An 18,259-nucleotide genomic window follows, 5' to 3' on the forward strand; every position below is an offset into this window, starting at 1 on the left:
CATGACGTTCGGCAAGGCGAGTCTGAAGAACCGGGCGCTGCTGCTGTTGTGGCTGCTCGAAGTGCTGCTGCTGATGGCGGCGGTCATTGGTGCCGCGTGGCTGCGCTTCATGAACGACCCCGAGGGGCACGAAATCTTTTCCGAGAACCTCACCCTGCGCGCGGCGCTGGTGGCGATGTTCGTCACCACCGCGATGTCGGCGCTGGGGCTGTACCAGGTGCACGTGCGCCTGAACCGGTTCGAATTCGCGCTGCGTCTGCTGGTGTCGTTCGCGATCGGCGGCATCGGGCTGATGGTGCTGTACTACCTGATCCCTACCGCGTACATCGGCCGCGGCGTCATCGTGATCGCGATGGTACTGGGCCTGCTCGGGATGGCATTGCTGCGCTTCTGTGTGATGCACGTGTTCAGCGGCGACCTGTTCAGACGGCGCGTGCTGGTGCTGGGCGCCGGTCACAACGCGGACCTGATCAACACGCGCATGCGCCGCGGCAGCGACCGACGCGCCTTCACGCTGGTCGGTTTCGTGCCGATCAACGGGCAGGAATCGTGCGTGCCGACGTCGATGCAGGTGGTCGCGCCCGACGGGCTGTCGGAAGTTGCGCACCGCTTGCAGATCAGCGAAGTGGTGGTCGCGCCGGACGAGCGCCGCGGCGGCCTGCCGATGGAAGAAATGCTGACCTGCGTGCAGCGCGGCGTGGCGATGACCGACCTGTCCACGTTCTTCGAGCGCGAGGCGGGCATCGTCACCACCAACCTGTGCGATCCGTCCTGGCTGGTGTTTTCAGGCGGTTTCGACCACTCCACCTCGCGCTGCATGAACAAGCGGCTGTTCGACGTTCTGGCCGCGTCCGCGCTGCTGCTGGTGGCCTGGCCGTTCATGGTGGTGGTCGCGCTGCTGGTCCGGCTCGAATCGCGCGGTCCCATCCTTTACCAGCAGACGCGCATCGGCGAAGGCGGGCGCCCGTTCGAGCTGATCAAGTTCCGCAGCATGCGCGTGGACGCCGAAGGCGACGGCGTGGCGCGCTGGGCGCAACGCGGCGACGATCGCACCACGCGCGTGGGCAAGTTCATCCGCCTCACGCGGCTGGACGAACTGCCGCAGCTGTTCAACATCCTGCGCGGCGAGATGAGCATCGTCGGCCCGCGTCCGGAACGTCCGCAGTTCGTGGACATGCTCAGTCGCGAGATCCGCTACTACGCCGTGCGCCACTGCGTGAAGCCGGGCCTGACCGGCTGGGCGCAACTGCGCTACCCGTACGGCGCTTCGGTGCGCGATGCCGAAGAGAAGCTCAAGTTCGACCTGTTCTACGTGAAGAATCACGGCCTGGTGTTCGACCTGATCATCCTGTTGCAGACGGTCGAGGTGGTGCTGTTCCAGCGCGGGTCCCGGTAAACAACGCGCACCGCCGCGCTGGTCCTTATTGAGGGGAGGAGCGGGTTCGAACGAGGATCGCATCACCATAAAGACTGTTGCTGGTCGGCGGAGTCAATTGCGACACATCAACGCGCCTCATAGCTGGACATGACGATAGTCATCGCGATCGGAATCGAGACAAGCGACTAAGCTATCCAGTGCACCGCAAAGCCTCCTCTTCGTCTCCGAAGATTAAGGATGGAGGCAATGCCAAGGCAGAGCGCCATGATCGCTGACCAACCGATGACGATCCACGCTTCTTCGTCAGGTGACCTGGACGTTATGAACGTCCAGCCGAACAGCAGCACGAACACAGCGCAGGCAACTGCGTCAGTGCGTCCGAACCATTTGTTCAAAGTCGGGATTGACCGGGCGGAGGGCATTTCCTCTCCAAGACGCCTGATGGATGCTCGCCACGAGCAGCAGATGGACGGTTACTGTCCCAGCGAGCATGGACGCTCTGCGAAGTGGTGAACATGCGACGATTCTCAAATGACAGCCCAGCCTGCTGCCTGATCCCGGTACGTTAGGTCTTTCCGTTGCCCGCTCGACCCAGCGGCGACCTCGTCCGAACCCACTCGCATGCTCGTTCGAAGGCCGCGCGTCACACACCGCGGACGGCCCTCAGGGCTCCTGCGCCTCGTCCTCTTCCGGCGTCGGCGGCCTGGGCGTGGGCGTCATCAGCCGGTTCGGCGGCACGCTTGCCCAGTCGACGAGGTGGCCTTCCTCGAAGCGCACCCACGAGGAACCGTAGTTCCACACATCGTCCTGCACGCGTTCCGGCGGGCCCTGGATCGCGACGACCGCCGCTTCCTCCATGCCCAGTTCCAGGCGGGGCGCATCCGGATCGGCGGTTTCGGCCACCGCGCCATTGGCGTCGGCCTGCGGCGTCACCTGTGCGGTCTCGGACCAGTGCAGCACCACCATCACGACCACCAGCACGAGCACGCTCAGCACCGCGATGCGCGGCGTAGCGCTGGTGGGGGTTTCGTGCGACGTGGCGGACATCGTCCGGGAATGCGTCTGCTGTGCCTGCGCCTGCGCGGGCGTGGCTGCATCGGGAACCGCTCGCTGCACCGTGACCGGGCTGCGCAACGTCGATCCCGGAAGACGCCCGTGAATGCGATGGAAGCGGATCGCGCCGGAATACAGCGCAGTGAGTTCGGTGAGGGCGCTTGCGTCGTTCGAGGAAGGCCGGTCGAGGTGGCGATCCGGGTGCAGTTCGGCCACGCGGATACGGTACGCGCGCTTGAGGTCTTCGAGGCTGCAGTCCGGATGCAGGCCAAGCTGCATGTACAGAAGCGCGAAGTCCTGGCTCATGGGCCCCCCTTGTCGGCGCCATCCTAGCGCGGTGGCCGTCGTCACGCACTGTCGCCGGCGAATGGCCGTTTGATCCGGCGAGAACCGTTTGGACTGATGAGAGGGGCAGGGAAGAGACAGATGCCGGGTGGCATCGGTCGTGCCGCATGTGGGGTGAGCGATGTCGTGGAGTTCCGGCAATTTCCGTTCGCGCAGGGGCCTGGCGTCCCGCGTCGAGGTGCCGGACACGTTGTGCGCAACGACACGCCCGCCATCGGCCGGGCAACGCATCGGCGCGCAATGACGTCGCCGAGCCGGCCCGACAACCGGCTTTCAACGCATGACCGGCGGCCGATCGTCGCCGGTTTGGACGTGATCGTTGCCGACGGCGCCTGCGCCGTCCGGCAGTTGCAGAAGGAGCAGGTGGAATGAGTACGCGGGCTGAAGCGGTTCGGGCACAGGCCATTCCCGGCGCGACGCCGGCCATCGATTCCGCATTGCTGGACGTGCTGCCGCAGCACGCCGATGCCGCCGGCGACGCATCGCGTGCGCTGACGCTGGATGTGGATGACGGCCTCGCGTCCGCGCTCGCCGGCCACGGCCTGACCCGCGCCCATGCACTCGCCGCCGCGCTCGCGGCCGTGGAATCCTGGCTCTCAGGCAGCGAAGAAGTACTGGTGACGCTGTCGTGCGGCGATGCATGGCGGCAGGCGCGCATCGCGCCGGCATCGCTCGCCGCCGCGCATGTCGGTGCGACATTGAACGCCGCCGCCGAATCGACACAGCCGTGCGTGTGGGCGGTGAATGAAGCACCGGAAGCATCGCTTCCGGCGTTCGCCGCATCGCAGTGGCACCTGGACGACGGCGGCCTGCACGTCACCTTCCGCGCACCGCTCACGCACGAGGCCGCGCTGCTGATCGGCGATGCGGCCACGCGTGTCCTTCGTGCGATCGCATCCGCTCCCGCGCAGCCGCTTTCGCGTATCGACGCACTCGATCCCGTCGACCGCGCCCGCCAATTGCAGGAGTGGGGCGTGGCGCCGCCCGCGCGCACGCTGCACGACACCGTGCACGCCTGCTTCGCACAGGCACTGGCGGCATGGCCGGACAAGGTCGCGGTGGAGCATCGCGATGCGCACATCACGTATTCCGAACTCGATCGTCGTGCCGCCGCGCTGGCCACGCGCCTGCGCGCGGCGGGCGTCGTCAAGGGCGACATCGTCGGCGTGGCGCTGCCGCGCTCGCTCGATGCCGTCGTCGCGCTGCTCGGCGTGATCAAGGCCGGCGGCGCGTATCTGCCGCTGGATCTTGCGCTGCCCGCCGATCGCCTGGCCTTCATGATCGACAACGCGCGTGTCCGCACGCTCGTGGCAGACCCCGCCATCGACGCCTCCGCGTTGCCGCGCGAACCGGCGCGCGTGAACGTCCACGGCGATGACGCCCCGGCCGCGTTCGATCCCGGCACGGACGGCGACTCGCTGGCCTACGTGCTGTTTACCTCCGGCTCCACGGGCGTGCCCAAGGGCGTGGAGATCCGCCACCGCTCACTGGTGCGCCGCCTGCACGGCATCGACTACGTCACCCTCGACACGCAAACGCGCATGCTGCACCAGGCGCCGCTGGGCTTCGACATCTCCGGACTGGAGCTGTGGGGCACGCTGTTCAACGGCGGCACGATCGTGGTGCACGACGAAGTGGCGCCGACCGCCACGCGCCTGCGCGAGACCATCGAGCGCCACGATGTCAACGCCGGCATCATGGCCGCTGCGCTGTTCAATGCCGTGGTGGACGAAGACGCCACGATCTTTGCCGGCCTGCGCGACCTGATCATCGGCGGCGAGGCGCTCTCCGTCGACCACGTGCGCCGCATGCACGCGATCTCGCCGACGTTGCGCCTGCACAACGGCTACGGCCCGACCGAGTGCACGATCATGTGCACCTCCTACGAGATCCCGCGCGATCTGCCCGAAGGCACGGCGTCGATCCCGATCGGTCGGCCGTTGCAGGATGCCAGCGCCTACGTGCTCAACCGTCGCCTGCAGCCATTGCCGGCCGGCGTGATCGGCGAGCTGTGCGTGGGCGGCGTCGGCGTGGCGCGCGGTTATCTCAAACGCCCCGAACTCAATGCCGACCGCTTCGTGGCCAATCCCTATCGCGACGATGCGGACGTGCTGTACCGCACCGGCGACCAGGTGCGTTACCGCGACGACGGCCTGATCGAGTTCGTCGGCCGCACCGATGCGCAGGTGAAGATCCGCGGCTACCGCATCGAACTGACCGAGATCGAGACCGTGCTTTCGCGCCACCCGGCGATCGCGCAGTGCGCGGTCGTGGCGCGCGCGGATTTCCCCGGCGAGAAGCGCCTGGTTGCGTACTACGTCCCCACGGGCGTGGAGGCGCACACACCGCAGCTGCGCGCGCACCTGGCCGCGTCCCTGCCGCCGTACATGGTGCCCACGCGCTACGTGCGCCTGGACGAATTGCCGCTGACCGCGAACGCCAAGGTCGACCGTCGCGCGTTGCCGGCGCCCGATCGCCGCCGCCCGGAGCTCACCGTCGATCACGCGCCGCCCGTCACGCCGCTGGAAACGAAGCTGTGCGCAGCCTTCGGCGCGTTGCTCGACATCGAGGGCGTCGGTCGCGACGACAACTTCTTCGAACTCGGCGGCAGCTCGCTGCTGGCGGTGCGCCTGGCCGAGCAGATCCGCAACGAAGGCTGGCAGACCGACGACGCCGGCCCGCGTGTGGCGGCGCCGACGATCTTCCAGAACCCGACGCCCGCGCGGCTCGCGGCCGTGCTCGAAGGCGTGCAGGCCGCGCAGGCGCCTGCGCGCCGCAGCGCGGTCGATGCACGCGAACCCATTGCGATCATCGCCATGGCCGGGCGCTTCCCCGGCGCGGACGATGTCGAAGGATTCTGGAACAACCTCTGCGAAGGCCGCGACTCGATCACGAAGTTCCGCATCGACGAACTCGATCCGGCAGTCAGCGCCAGCGACCGCAGCGACCCGTCCTACATCGCCGCACGCGGCGTGATCGACAACGTGGAGCTGTTCGACGCGGCGTTCTTCGGCATCGGCCCGCGCGAGGCGGAGTTGATGGATCCGCAGCAGCGCATCTTCCTGGAGCTGTGCTGGGAAGTCCTGGAGCGCGGCGGCCATGCACCGGATTCCACCGGCGCCACCGTCACCGGGATCTTCGGCGGCATGAACAACGCCACCTATTTCCAGCGTCACGCCTCCGCGCATCCGGAGCTGGTGAACCGCGTCGGTGCGTTGCAGGTGATGCTGGGCAACGAGAAGGACTACATCGCCACGCGCGTGGCGCACAAGCTCAACCTCACCGGCCCGGCCGTGAGCGTGCACACGGCGTGCTCGACCTCGCTGGTGGCCATCGCGCAGGCGGTGGAGAGCCTGCAGTCCGGGCAGTGCGACATGGCGCTGGCCGGCGGTGTCGCGGTCACGTGCCCGCCGCGCAGCGGCTATCTGTACCAGGAAGGATCGATGCTGTCGCCGGACGGCCACACGCGCACGTTCGATGCGAACGCGAAGGGCACGGTGTTCGGCGACGGCGCGGCGGTGGTGCTGCTCAAGCGCCTGTCGGATGCGATTGCCGACGGCAACCCCGTGTACGCCGTGATCCGCGGCGCCGCGCTCAACAACGACGGCGCCAACCGCGCCAGCTTCACCGCGCCCAGCAGTGAAGGGCAGGCGGCGGTGATCGCGCTGGCGCACGACCGCGCCGGCATCGACGCGCGCAGCATTTCCTACGTGGAAGCGCACGGCACGGCGACGCCGCTGGGCGACCCGATCGAAGTCGAGGGCCTCACGCGCGCGTTCCGTCGCGGCACGCACGACACCGGCTTCTGCCGCATCGGCTCGCTCAAGAGCAACGTCGGCCACATGGTGACGGCCGCCGGCGCGGCGGGCGTGATCAAGACTGCGCTGGCGCTGCACGAGAAGCGCATTCCCGCGACGATCCATTTCGAAGCACCCAACCCGACCATCGACTTCGCCAGCACGCCCTTTGTCGTCAATGCGCGCATGAGCGCATGGGACAACGAGGGCGACGCGCCGCGCCGCGCAGGCGTGAGTTCCTTCGGCCTGGGCGGCACCAACGCGCACGCGGTGCTGGAGGAAGCGCCGCTACTGCCCGAATCCGGCGACGCCGTCGGCGCGCAGCTGCTGGTGCTCTCCGCACGCACGCCGGCGGCGCTGGGCGCGGCGGTGAACCGGCTGGCCGATCATCTCCACGCGCATCGCGACCTCAACCTTGCCGACGTGGCCTGGACGCTGGCCGTGGGCCGCAAGGCATTCGCGCACCGCATCGCCATCGCGGCCGACGACGTGTCCGGCGCGATCGACGCGCTGCGCGCGCCCGACACGCAGGCCGAAGCCGCACGCAGCCGACCGGCGCGCGCGGGCGGCATCGTCTTCATGTTCCCGGGGCAGGGCGCGACATACCCCGGCATGGGCCGCAGCCTGTACGAGAGCGAGCCGGTCTTCCGCGCCGCCCTCGATGAATGCGCGCAGCTGCTGCACACGGATCTGGGCTTCGACCTTCGCGAACGCATGTTCGGCGACGAACCCGAAGCGCTGCTGCCGACCTCGGTGATGCAGCCGGCGACGTTCGCCATCGAGTACGCACTGGCGAAGCTGTGGATCAGCCGCGGCATCGAGCCGGCGGCGATGATCGGCCACAGCATCGGCGAGTTCGTCGCCGCGACGCTGGCGGGCGTGTTCGAATTGCGCGACGCGCTGCATCTCATCGCCCGTCGCGGCGCGCTGATGCAGGCGCAGCCGGCCGGTTCCATGCTGTCGATCCGGCTGCCGGCGGACGCCGTGCAGTCGCGCCTGCCCGAAACGCTGTCGCTGGCCGCGGAGAACTCGCCGCTGGCGTGCGTGGTGGCCGGGCCGTCGGATGCCATCGCGGCATTCCAGGCGCAGCTGGAAGGCGAGGGCATCGCCTGCCGTGCGCTGCGCACCTCGCACGCGTTCCACTCGGTGATGATGGAAGCGGTGGTCGCGCCGTTCCGCGAAGCCGTGGCCGCCGTGCGCCTGAATCCGCCCACGCGGCCCATCGTCTCCACCGTCACCGGCGCGGCGCTGGACGCAGACGAGGCCACCTCGCCCGACTACTGGGCCCGTCACCTCCGCGAGCCCGTGCGCTTCTCCAGCGCGCTGCAGGCGTTGCTGGAAGGCGAGGCTGACGTCGGGCGCGTGCTGCTCGAAGTCGGCCCGCGCGGCACGCTGAACGCGCTGGCGCGCCAGCAGCCGCTGGTGCAGAAGCAGCGCATCGCCGCCGTCGCCACGCTCACCGACAACCCCGCCAGCGAGTGCCGCGATGTCCTCGCCGCCGCCGGAAAGCTGTGGAGCCAGGGCGCCGCGGTGGATCCGGCGGCCTTCGACACGCGTGCGATTCGCCATCGCCTGCGCCTGCCGACCTATCCATTCGAGAGACAACGTTATTGGGTGGAGGCAGTACCCGCGAACCCGAGCAACGTCATTCCCCATCCGGCCGTCGCGGCCGCCGCACGAACCCCGACCGTACTGGAGACCGTCATGCCGCAGTCCACGCCCGCCGCCGTCCCCGTCGCCCCCGCGGCCGCCACCGGCCGTCGCGAGCGCCTGGTCGGGCAACTGCGCGGCCTGTTCGAGAACGTCGCCGGCTTCGACATGACCGACGCGGACGCGGACACCAACTTCATCGAGCTGGGCCTGGACAGCCTGATGCTGACCCAGGTCGCGGTGCAGTTGCAGAAGGAATTCGGCGTGCCGGTGAACTTCCGCCAGCTGATGGGCGACTGCGCCAGCCTGGATCGCCTGGCCGGAATGCTCGATGCGGAACTGCCGGCCGAAGCCGTACCCGCGCCAGTGGCCGCCGCGCCGGTGGCCGTCGCCGCACCTGCCGCGTACGCGCCGGTCGCGATGGCGCCGGTCGCATTGCCTGCGCTCGATGGCGGCAACGACTTCACCCGCCAGGTCATCGCCCAGCAGATGCAGTTGATGGCGCAGCAGCTGGCGCTGTTGTCCGGCGGCGTCGCCGCGCCGGTCGCGACGGCTCCCGTCGCCGTGCCCGCACCGCAGCCCGTCGCCGCGGCGCCGGTTCCGGTCGCATCCGCACCGGCCGCCGCGCCCAAGCCCGCCGAAGGCGAGGAAGACACCGGTGCCGTGCAGCAGAAGTACGACGTCAAGAAGGCCTTCGGCGCGATCGCGCGCATCGACAACAACGCCGAGCTGGACCTCTCGCCGCAGCAGAAGGCCAAGCTCGACACGTTCTTCGACCGCTACATCGCGCGCACGCGCAAGTCGAAGGAGTACACGCAGGCCAACCGCGCCCAGCTCGCCGATCCGCGCGTGGTCAACGGCTTCCGTCCGCTGACCAAGGAGATCGTCTACCAGATCGTGGTGGAGCGCTCCAAGGGTTCGCGCGTGTTCGACATCGACGGCAACGAGTACATCGACGCGCTCAACGGTTTCGGCATGAGCCTGTTCGGCTGGCAGCCGGACTTCGTGCTCGACGCAGTGCGCGAGCAGCTCGACAAGGGCTACGAGATCGGCCCGCAGCACCCCGTCGCCGGCGAAGTCGCGCAGCTGGTGTGCGAGCTCACCGGTCACGACCGCGCCGCGCTGTGCAACACCGGTTCCGAAGCGGTGCTCGGTGCGCTGCGCATCGCCCGCACGGTGACGGCGCGCAGCACGGTGGTGCTGTTCACCGGCTCCTATCACGGCATCGTCGACGAAGTGATCGTGCGCGGCACCAAGTCGCTGCGCGCGGTGCCGGCGGCGCCGGGCATCCTGCGCAACACGGCCGAAAACGTGCTGGTGCTCGACTACGGCACGCCGGAGTCGATGGAGATCATCCGCTCGCGCATCGGCGAGATCGCCGCGGTGCTGATCGAGCCGGTGCAGAGCCGCCGCCTGGACTTCCGTCCGGTGGAGTTCCTGAAGGAACTGCGCCAGCTCACCCAGGACAACGGCGCGCTGCTGATCTTCGACGAAGTGGTCACCGGCTTCCGCTCAAACCCGGGCGGCGTGCAGGCGATCTTCGGCATCAAGGCCGACATCGCGACCTACGGCAAGGTCGTCGGCGGCGGCTTCCCGATCGGCGTGATTGCCGGCAAGCGCGAGTACATGGACGCGCTCGACGGCGGCCACTGGCAGTACGGCGACGATTCTGTGCCGACGGTGGGCGTGACGTACTTCGCCGGCACCTTCGTGCGCCATCCGCTGGCGCTGGTCGCGGCCAAGGCCGTGCTCGAACACTTCAAGGCCGACGGCGGCGAGTTGCAGAAGCGCCTCAACGCCAAGGCCGAAGCGCTGGCGACGGACATCAACGCCTACTGTGCCGATGTCGGTGCGCCGGTGTCGGTGAAGCAGTACGCGTCGGTGTGGAAGACCCACTGGCCCGAGAACCACCCGCTGCAGGACCTGCTGTTCGCGGCGATGCGCCTGCGCGGCATCCACATCCTCGACAACTTCCCGTGCTTCATCACCACGGCGCACAGCGACGAGGACATCGCGCGGATCGCCACCGCGTTCAAGGAATCGGTGAGCGAGTTGCAGGACATGGAACTGTTGCCACGCCGCGCGGCCACGCCAAAAACGGTGATGGACGCGAGCAAGCCCGTCGTGCCCGGCGCGCGCCTGGGCCGCGAGCCCGACGGCACGCCGGCCTGGTTCGTGCCGAACCCGGCGGAGCCGGGCAAGTACATGAAGGTGAGCGCATGAATGCAGCCGTGTTCGATAAGGGCAGGTTGGACAAGTCGAATGGAACCGACACGGCCGTCGACTACGATCCGTTCGCCGACGGCCCGCTCTCCCGCGTAGCGCCCACCACCGAACCGCAGCGCGAAGTCTGGCTGGCCGATCGCCTCGGCAACGACGCCTCGCTGGCGTACAACGAGTCGATCTCGCTGGACTTCCGCGGTCCGCTGTCCGTGGATGCGCTGCAGGCCGCGCTGGCTGGGCTGGTGGCGCGGCACGACATCTTGCGCGCCAACTTCGGCCCCGACGGCAAGACGCTGTGCGTCGGCGACGAGCGCGCCATCGACTTGCCGCTGATCGACCTGTCCGCACTGGACGACGCCGAGCGCGCCGCACGCATCGCCGCGCACGCGCGCGAGGTCGTGGAGACGCCGTTCGATCTCGACCACGGCGCACTGCTGCGCGCCGAACTGCTGCGCCTGTCCCTCGACCATCATCATCTCGTGCTCACCGCGCATCACCTGGTCTGCGACGGCTGGTCGTGGTGGGTGATCGTGCGCGAACTGGGCACGCTGTATACGCAGGCGGTGGGCCAGAGCGCGCAGCCGCTGCCGCCCGCCGAATCCTTCGCCGACTACGCGCTGGCCGAGGCCGAACATCCGCACGGTGCGACGTACCGCTCCGACGAGGCGTACTGGCTCAAGCGTTTTGCCGACGGCGGCCCGGTGCTGGATCTTCCGACCGACCGCACGCGGCCGACGCGCCGCACGTTTGCGTCGATCCGCGAAGACCACATCCTCGACAACGAACTCGTCGCCGCCGTGCGTCGCCTCGGTGCGCGCCAGGGCGCGAGCCTGTTCGCGACGTTGCTGGCGGGTTTCGCCGGCCTGCTGTCGCGCCTGACCGCGCAGAACGACGTGGTCATCGGCATTCCCGCCGCCGGTCAGTCGGTGGACGGCCACGACCATCTGGTCGGTCATTGCGTGAATCTTCTGCCGCTGCGCTTCGAACTCGACCAGGCGCAGCCGTTCGAACAGGCACTGGGCGCGGCCCAGTCCACGCTGCTGGATGCCATCGAACACCAGCGCTACACCTTCGGCACGCTGCTGAAGAAGCTGCCGTTGCAGCGCGATCCCGCACGCCTGCCGCTGTGCAGCGTGATGTTCAACATCGACCAGGCGATGGACCAGGAGAGCACCGGCTTCCACGGCCTGGGCATGCGCCTGATCACCAACCCGCGCAGCTACGAGAACTTCGAGCTGTTCGTCAACGCCGTGCAGGTGCAGGGCGGCATGCGCCTGGAGTGCCAGTACAACACCGACCTGTTCGACAACGCCACGATCCGCCGCTGGCTGGCCGCGTACGAAACGCTGTTGCGCGCCGCCGTGGCACGGCCCACGCTTGCGTTCGGCCGGTTGTCGGTGGTCTCCGATGCCGCGCGCGATGAACTGCAGGCGCTGCAACCGGCAGCGGTCGCGTTCGACCGCGAGTGCCGCATGCACGAGGCGTTCGAACGTCAATGCGATCGCACGCCGGAGCGCGTGGCGGTGGAGTTCAACGGCGAGTCCATCCGCTACGACGAACTGGAAGCACGCGCCAACCGCATCGCGCACCTGTTGCGCGCGCGCGGCGTGCACCGCGGAACGCTGGTCGGGTTGGTGCTCGATCGCGGCGTGGACATGCTGGCCGGCCTGCTCGGCGTGTTGAAGGCCGGCGCGGGCTATGTGCCGCTGGACCCCAATTTCCCCGCCGAACGCCTGGCCTACATGGCCGGCGACGCGGGCCTGGCTGCGCTGCTGACGACGACGAAGCACGCCGCCCATTTCGATCTGCGCGGGCGCCCCGTGTTGTCGCTGGACACGCTGCACGACGAACTTGCATCGCTGCCGGCCACGCGCCTGGGCCGCGACGAGGGCGCGGCGCAGCCGGAGTCGATCGCGTACGTGATCTACACCTCCGGCTCCACCGGCCGACCGAAAGGCGTGCAGGTGCCGCATCGCGCGGTGAGCAACTTCCTGGCGAGCATGGCGAAGGAGCCCGGGCTGTCCGCCGAGGACCGCCTCGTCGCGGTGACCACGCTATCGTTCGACATCGCCGTGCTCGAACTGCTGTTGCCGCTGAGCGTGGGCGCGCGCGTCGTACTGGCCGACCGCGTCACCGCCGCCGACGGCGTCGCGCTGAAGGCGCTGATTGCCGCCAGTGGCGCCACCGTGATGCAGGCAACACCGGCTTCGTGGCGGCTGCTGCTGGACGCCGAATGGAAGGGCGATGCGAACTTCAAGATCCTGTGCGGCGGCGAAGCGCTGCCGCCGGACCTGGCCGCGCAGTTGCTCAAGCGCTGCGGCTCGCTGTGGAACGTGTACGGGCCGACCGAAACCACGGTGTGGTCGACCTGCTCGCGCGTGACGACGGCAAGCGACATCCACATCGGTCGGCCGATCGACAACACGCAGGTGTGGATCCTGGATCCGCGCGGCGAGCTGTGCCCGCTCGGCGTGCCGGGCGAGATCTGGATCGGCGGCGACGGCGTGACGCTGGGGTATCTCAACCGCCCCGAACTCACCTCCGAGCGCTTCGTGCCCGATCCGTTCTCCACCGCGAGCGGTGCGCTGCTGTATCGCACCGGCGATCGCGGCCGCTGGCGTCCGGACGGCGTGCTCGAGCACCAGGGCCGCCTGGATTTCCAGGTGAAGGTGCGCGGTTATCGCATCGAACTGGGCGAGATAGAAGCACTGCTCGCGGCGCATCCGCAGGTCGCGCGCGCCGTGGTCGTGGCGCGCGAGGATCGCCCGGGCGATGTGCGGCTGGTGGCCTATGTGGTGTCCGACAGCCTGACCACGGGGGAGGGCGAATCGCTGCTCGCGTCCTACCTCAAGGGCTCGCTGCCCGACTACATGATCCCGCAGCACATCCTGTTCCTCGACGCGATCCCGCTGCTGCCCAACGGAAAGATCGACCGCAAGTCCCTGCCGGTGCCGGACCTGGCGGTGAAGCTCGCCGGCGAACGCGTCGCGCCGCGCAACGCGCTGGAACGCACCATCGCCGAGGCGATGGCGCAGGTGCTGGGCGTGGCCGAAGTCGGCGTGGACGATGATTTCTTCTCGCTGGGCGGACACTCGCTGCTGGCCGCGCAGCTGACCTCGCGCATCAACAAGGAACTGGGCATCGCGCTGTCGCTGCGTGCTCTGTTCGACGGCCCGACCGTGGCCAAGCTCGCGCGCATGGTGCAGGGCATCGACGGCGAAGCCGCGCCGAAGCGCGAGCCGATCAAGCCGCTGGCCGACCGCACGCGCGGGCCGATGTCGGTGATGCAGGAACGCCTGTACCTGCTGGAGCAGTTCAATCCTGGGCAGATCACCTACAACACGCCCAGCGCGCACCGACTGCGCGGGCCGTTGCAGCTGGATGCCTTCCAGGCCGCGATCGACGCGATGATCCAGCGCCAGAGCGTGCTGCGCACGACGATCGGTCTGGTCGACGGCGAACCGATGCAGATCGTGCACGACGCGGTGGATGTCGACATCACCGACGTCGTCGACGTCAGCCACTTGCCGAAAGACGAGCGCGAGGCCGAAGTCTCGCGTCGCATGGACGCGTTGATCCAGACGCCGTTCGAACTCGACCGCGCGCCGCTGGTCCGCTCGCGCCTGTTCCGCCTGGGGCCGGAAGAACACGTGTGGTTCTTCATGACCCACCACCTCATCTGGGACGGCTGGTCGTTCGACCTGATGTACACCGACATGGCCGAGCTCTACGCCGCGCAGATCGAAGGCCGCGAGCCGACGCTGCCGGAACTGACGGTGAGCTACGCCGACTTCTCCGCCTGGCACCACGAATGGCTGCAGGGGCCGGAGTACGCCAAGCAACTGGCCTTCTGGCGCGAGCGCCTCGGCGGTACAGCGCAGGGCACGGCGTCCAGGGGAATCGAAGCGTTGCCGACCGACATGCCGCGTCGTCCCGGAATGTCGGGCAAGGGCGTCACGCATCGGATCGTGGTGGCGCACGACGTGACGGCAGCGCTGCACGACACCGCCAAGCAGGTCGATGCCACGCTGTACATGGTGCTGCTCACCGCGTACTTCGCGTTGATCAGCCGCACCTCGGGCCTGCGCGAGCTGATCGTCGGCACGCCGGTGCGCGGTCGCAACACGGCCGAGGTGGAGAACCTGATGGGTTACTTCACCAGCCTGCTGCCGCTGCGGATGGAGATCGATCCGACGATGACGTTCGCGCAGGCCGTCAAGCAGGTGAAGGACGTGGTGCTCGACAGCTTCGCGCACCCCGACATCCGCCTGGAAGACCTGGTGCGGGAGCTCAGCGTACGCAGCCGCGAAGGCGGCGCCGTGCTCTACCACGCGCTGTTCTCGTTCCAGGACATCCGCCAGCGCGTGTGCGAATGGGGTCCGCTCACGCACGAGCGTTATCCGGTGTTCCAGACCGCGTCCACGCAGGACCTGGGCCTGTGGTTCGTCGAACAGGACACGGGTCTGTCGGGCGGCTTCATCTACAACGCCGACATCTTCCTCGACGACACCGCCGCGCTGCTGCGCGACCGTTACATCGCCGTGCTCAAGGCGCTGGGACGCGATCCGTCGTTGACGCTGGATCAGATCACGCAGTTCGACGACGGCCAGGCGCTGCAGTTCGGCCGCAGCGTCGAGTCGACGCCGATCGAGGCTGCGCCGGCCCCGGCGGCGCTGGACGCCGAACTGTACGAACCGCTCGACGAACTGGGCACGCAGCTGCTGGCGATCTGGCGCGACCTGCTGCGCAAGCCCGACATCGGCGCGGACGATGATTTCTTCTCGCTCGGCGGGCACTCGTTGCAGGCCGTGCAGATGTTCCACCGTTTCAACCGCGAGACCGGCGTGAACCTGCCGCTGGCAACGCTGCTCACCGCGCGCACCGTGCGTGCGCTGGCGCGCGAGTACCAGCGCGCCCGCAACGACGCCGACGCGCTGGACGGCGGCGAGCGCGATCCGTGGGCGCCGCTGGTGTCCATCCGCGCGCAGGGCGATGCCAAGCCGCTGTTCCTGGTGCATGCCGTGGGCGGCAACGTGCTCAACTACCGCCCGCTGGCCGAAGCGATGCCTGCCGGCATCCCGGTGTACGGCCTGCAGGCGCTGGGTCTGGACGGCCGCACCGCACCGCTGGAAAGCGTGGAGGCGATGGCGCAGCGTTACGTGGCCGAGATCCGCAGCGTGCAGCCGCACGGCCCGTACCACCTGGCCGGCGGTTCGATGGGCGGCATCATCGCCTACGAAATGGCGCAGCAGTTGATGGCTGCCGGTGAGACGGTCGGCCTGCTGGGCCTGGTCGACACCTCCGCCGAATTCGGCCTGCGCTATCGCGACGACGCCCGCCGCGGCCTGTCCGCGCGCGTGCAGCGACTGCATCGACGCATGCAGGGGCAATCGCTGGGCGAACGCATCGCCACGATCGGCGGTGTGGTCAACGGCCGACTGCAGGCATCCAAGCTGCGCCAGCAGGCGCAGGCCGCGCGTGAAGCGGGCGAGGCCCTGCCGCACAACGTGCGCTATGCGGAGCTGGAAGCCACGCACATGCGCGCGTACGGGAAGTACGTGGTCAAGCCCTATCCGGGCGCGCTGGTGCTGTTCCGCGCCAGCGATCAACCCTCGATGCTGCGCAACAAGCCCACGCTGGGCTGGGACGGTCTGGTCGGTTCGGTGGATGTCCTCTCGATCCCCGGCGACCACCGCGTGATGATCGAATCGCCGTCGCTGGTGGCCCAGCTCAGCAACGCCATCCTGCGCGCGCAGGGTCGGGTCGCCGTGACCGCGCCGGACGCACCGCGCGAAACCGCCGCAACGGGCGATGGCGTGGCCGCGCAGGACCCGCGCGCCGAGTACCTGCGCAGCGTGTGGAAGGACCTGCTCGGTGTCGAGGTCGGCATCGACGACAACTTCTTCGACCTGGGAGGCAATTCGATGCTTGCCGTGCAGATGTCCAGCCGCGTGGTGAAGGACACGGGCGTGCGCATCCAGCTGATGCGGCTGGCGGCGCAGAACCTTGCGCAGATCGCCTCCGACCTGCCCGAGCACATCGTCCGCGAGGAAAAGGGCGGCGTCGGCGCGCGCATGGCGCGGCAGATGAAGCGCCTGCTGCGCACGCCGGGGACGGTGGAATGAGCGCGCCCTTCTTCTTCGGCGCGGCGGACCGCCACCTGTTCGGCCTGCTGCACGAATGCGACGGCGCCGCGGCGTCGACCGACCACGCGTTGCTGGTCTGCGCGCCGCTGTTGCAGGACGGCATACGCAGCCATCGTGCCTTGTGGGCGCTGGCGGAAGCGGTCGGTCAGCATGGCGTTCCGACGCTGACCTTCGACTGGTTCGGCACGGGCGATTCGGCCGGCGAGGACACCGCGCTCACGCTGCCGGGCATGCTCGACGATCTGCAGCAGGCATCGAGCGAACTGCTGCGTCGCAGCGAAGTACCGCGCCTGCACTGGCTGGCGCTGCGCAGCGCCGCGTTGCCGCTGTTCGCACACCTGGAGCGCAGCGCCGAGCCGGCGGAAGTGGTGCTGTGGGATCCGCAACTCGACGGTGCGCGCCTGGTGCGCGAGTGGAGAGCGCAGCACCAGCGGCAACTTCACGAAAGCGGGCGCTACGTTAACGCGCGCCACGAGTCCGATGCCGGCGAGCTGCTCGGCTTCGGTGTCGACGACGCGCTGCTGTCGGCGCTGGAAGGCCTGGACGCGGCGAAGCTGCGCTTGCCGAGCGGCACCCGTGTGCGCATGGCGGTGTGGGAGATGGACGAGGAACTCGACCGCTTCGCGCGCGAGCAGCGCGCCAACGGCGTGTCGGTGGAGGCCGTGCTGCTCGACGAAGGCGAGCGGCCGGAATGGACCGTGCCGTCGCGCTTCGGCGGCCAGGTGTTTCCGCGACGCGCCGTGGCCCAGCTGGCGCAGCGCATGACCGAACAGGTGCCGTGGTGAATCTGCAGCTCGACGAGAAAGCGCTGGAACAACGCCAGGAACTGCCCTCCGCACGCGCAGCCGAAGGGCTGCCCGCACTGGAGGCCACGGAGACGGCGCACCGCTTCGGCGATGGCCTGGTCGGCGTGGTCACCCGTCCGCTGGGCGCGGCCTCGAAGGTGGGTGTCGTGCTGCTCAATGCCGGCCTGACGCGCCACACCGGGCCGTTCCGCGTGCACGTGGACCTCGCAAGAATGCTGGCGGCGCAGGGTTTCGCCGTCCTGCGTTTCGACCAGTCGGGACTGGGCGACAGTGCGCTGCCCGGCAAGGCCGCGGGCGAGCGCCGCCATCGTGAGACCGATGCCGCGATGCGACTGCTCGCGCAGGAAGCCGGGGTGGAGCGTTTCGTGCTGTGCGGTCTGTGTTCCGGCGCGGACGACGCCTTCCATGTCGGCGCGAGTGATCCGCGCATCGCCGGTGCGATCCTGCTGGACGGCGTCGCGTATCCCACGCCGGGCTTCTGGGTGCGGCACGCGCTGCCGCGCCTGCTCGACTTCGGCAAGGTGCTGCGCTTCCTGCTGTCGCGCCGCAACGCCGGGCCATCACTGGCGGATTTCCGCGACTGGCCCGCGCGCGCGGATGCACGGCGCATGCTGGCCGAGATGGTCGAGCGCGACGCGAGGCTGCTGTTCGTGTTCACCGGCGGCGCGTACCACTACTTCAACCACCGCTCGCAGCTGACCGCCTGCCTGGGGCGCGCGGCGGCATCGCCGCAGGTGAGGCTGGAGTTCTGGCGCGAGTACGACCACACCTTCTTCCTGCGCAAGCACCGGCGCGTGCTGCTGGCGCGGATCGGCGCGTGGATGCGTTCGGAATTCGGCGCAGTGGGGTCGCATTGACGCG

At 68.9% G+C, this 18,259-nt stretch carries 7 protein-coding genes; 6 read left to right on the plus strand and 1 reads right to left on the minus strand.

Translation table 11 applies throughout. The features are described 5' to 3' along the window. Nucleotide 1: 1 nt before the first annotated feature. Complete coding sequence (locus tag AAFF32_RS10900; protein WP_216958545.1) at nt 2-1,396, plus strand: TIGR03013 family XrtA/PEP-CTERM system glycosyltransferase; 1,395 nt, start codon at nt 2-4, stop codon at nt 1,394-1,396. A gap of 645 nt (nt 1,397-2,041) precedes the next feature. Here the strand turns inward: AAFF32_RS10900 and AAFF32_RS10905 are convergent. After that, entirely contained in the window at nt 2,042-2,737 is a 696-nt protein-coding gene (locus tag AAFF32_RS10905; RefSeq protein WP_216958538.1) for a DnaJ domain-containing protein, read from the minus strand. A 153-nt stretch (nt 2,738-2,890) separates the two neighbouring features. Between AAFF32_RS10905 and AAFF32_RS10910 the strand changes: the two genes are divergently transcribed. The 5 genes from AAFF32_RS10910 to AAFF32_RS10930 are packed head-to-tail and all read left to right on the plus strand — an operon-like array spanning nt 2,891 to nt 18,255. Beyond that, nucleotides 2,891-3,148: a hypothetical protein gene (locus tag AAFF32_RS10910; protein ID WP_216958535.1), complete on the plus strand. Its 258-nt coding sequence runs from the start codon at nt 2,891-2,893 to the stop codon at nt 3,146-3,148. Next, entirely contained in the window at nt 3,145-10,446 is a 7,302-nt protein-coding gene (locus AAFF32_RS10915) for an amino acid adenylation domain-containing protein (protein WP_342315191.1), read from the plus strand. Before AAFF32_RS10910 ends, AAFF32_RS10915 begins: the two co-directional genes overlap by 4 nt. Continuing rightward, nucleotides 10,443-16,571, plus strand: a complete 6,129-nt coding sequence (locus AAFF32_RS10920; protein WP_342315192.1) for an amino acid adenylation domain-containing protein — start codon at nt 10,443-10,445, stop codon at nt 16,569-16,571. Before AAFF32_RS10915 ends, AAFF32_RS10920 begins: the two co-directional genes overlap by 4 nt. Next, nucleotides 16,568-17,377 (plus strand): hypothetical protein, encoded by an 810-nt coding sequence (locus tag AAFF32_RS10925; RefSeq protein WP_216958530.1) that lies wholly within the window; start codon nt 16,568-16,570, stop codon nt 17,375-17,377. Before AAFF32_RS10920 ends, AAFF32_RS10925 begins: the two co-directional genes overlap by 4 nt. Further along, nucleotides 17,374-18,255, plus strand: a complete 882-nt coding sequence (locus tag AAFF32_RS10930; protein WP_342315193.1) for an alpha/beta hydrolase — start codon at nt 17,374-17,376, stop codon at nt 18,253-18,255. Before AAFF32_RS10925 ends, AAFF32_RS10930 begins: the two co-directional genes overlap by 4 nt. The last annotated feature ends 4 nt before the right edge of the window (nt 18,256-18,259 follow it).

Source organism: Lysobacter sp. FW306-1B-D06B (assembly GCF_038446665.1).
Classification (GTDB): domain Bacteria; phylum Pseudomonadota; class Gammaproteobacteria; order Xanthomonadales; family Xanthomonadaceae; genus Lysobacter_J.

Excerpts from the sequence above, each read along its gene's own strand:
- AAFF32_RS10925 (WP_216958530.1), top strand. The coding sequence starts at position 16,568 with ATGAGCGCGCCCTTCTTCTTCGGCGCGGCGGACCGCCACCTGTTCGGC.
- AAFF32_RS10920 (WP_342315192.1), top strand. The coding sequence starts at position 10,443 with ATGAATGCAGCCGTGTTCGATAAGGGCAGGTTGGACAAGTCGAATGGA.
- AAFF32_RS10915 (WP_342315191.1), top strand. The coding sequence starts at position 3,145 with ATGAGTACGCGGGCTGAAGCGGTTCGGGCACAGGCCATTCCCGGCGCG.
- AAFF32_RS10905 (WP_216958538.1), bottom strand. The coding sequence starts at position 2,737 with ATGAGCCAGGACTTCGCGCTTCTGTACATGCAGCTTGGCCTGCATCCG.
- AAFF32_RS10900 (WP_216958545.1), top strand. The coding sequence starts at position 2 with ATGACGTTCGGCAAGGCGAGTCTGAAGAACCGGGCGCTGCTGCTGTTG.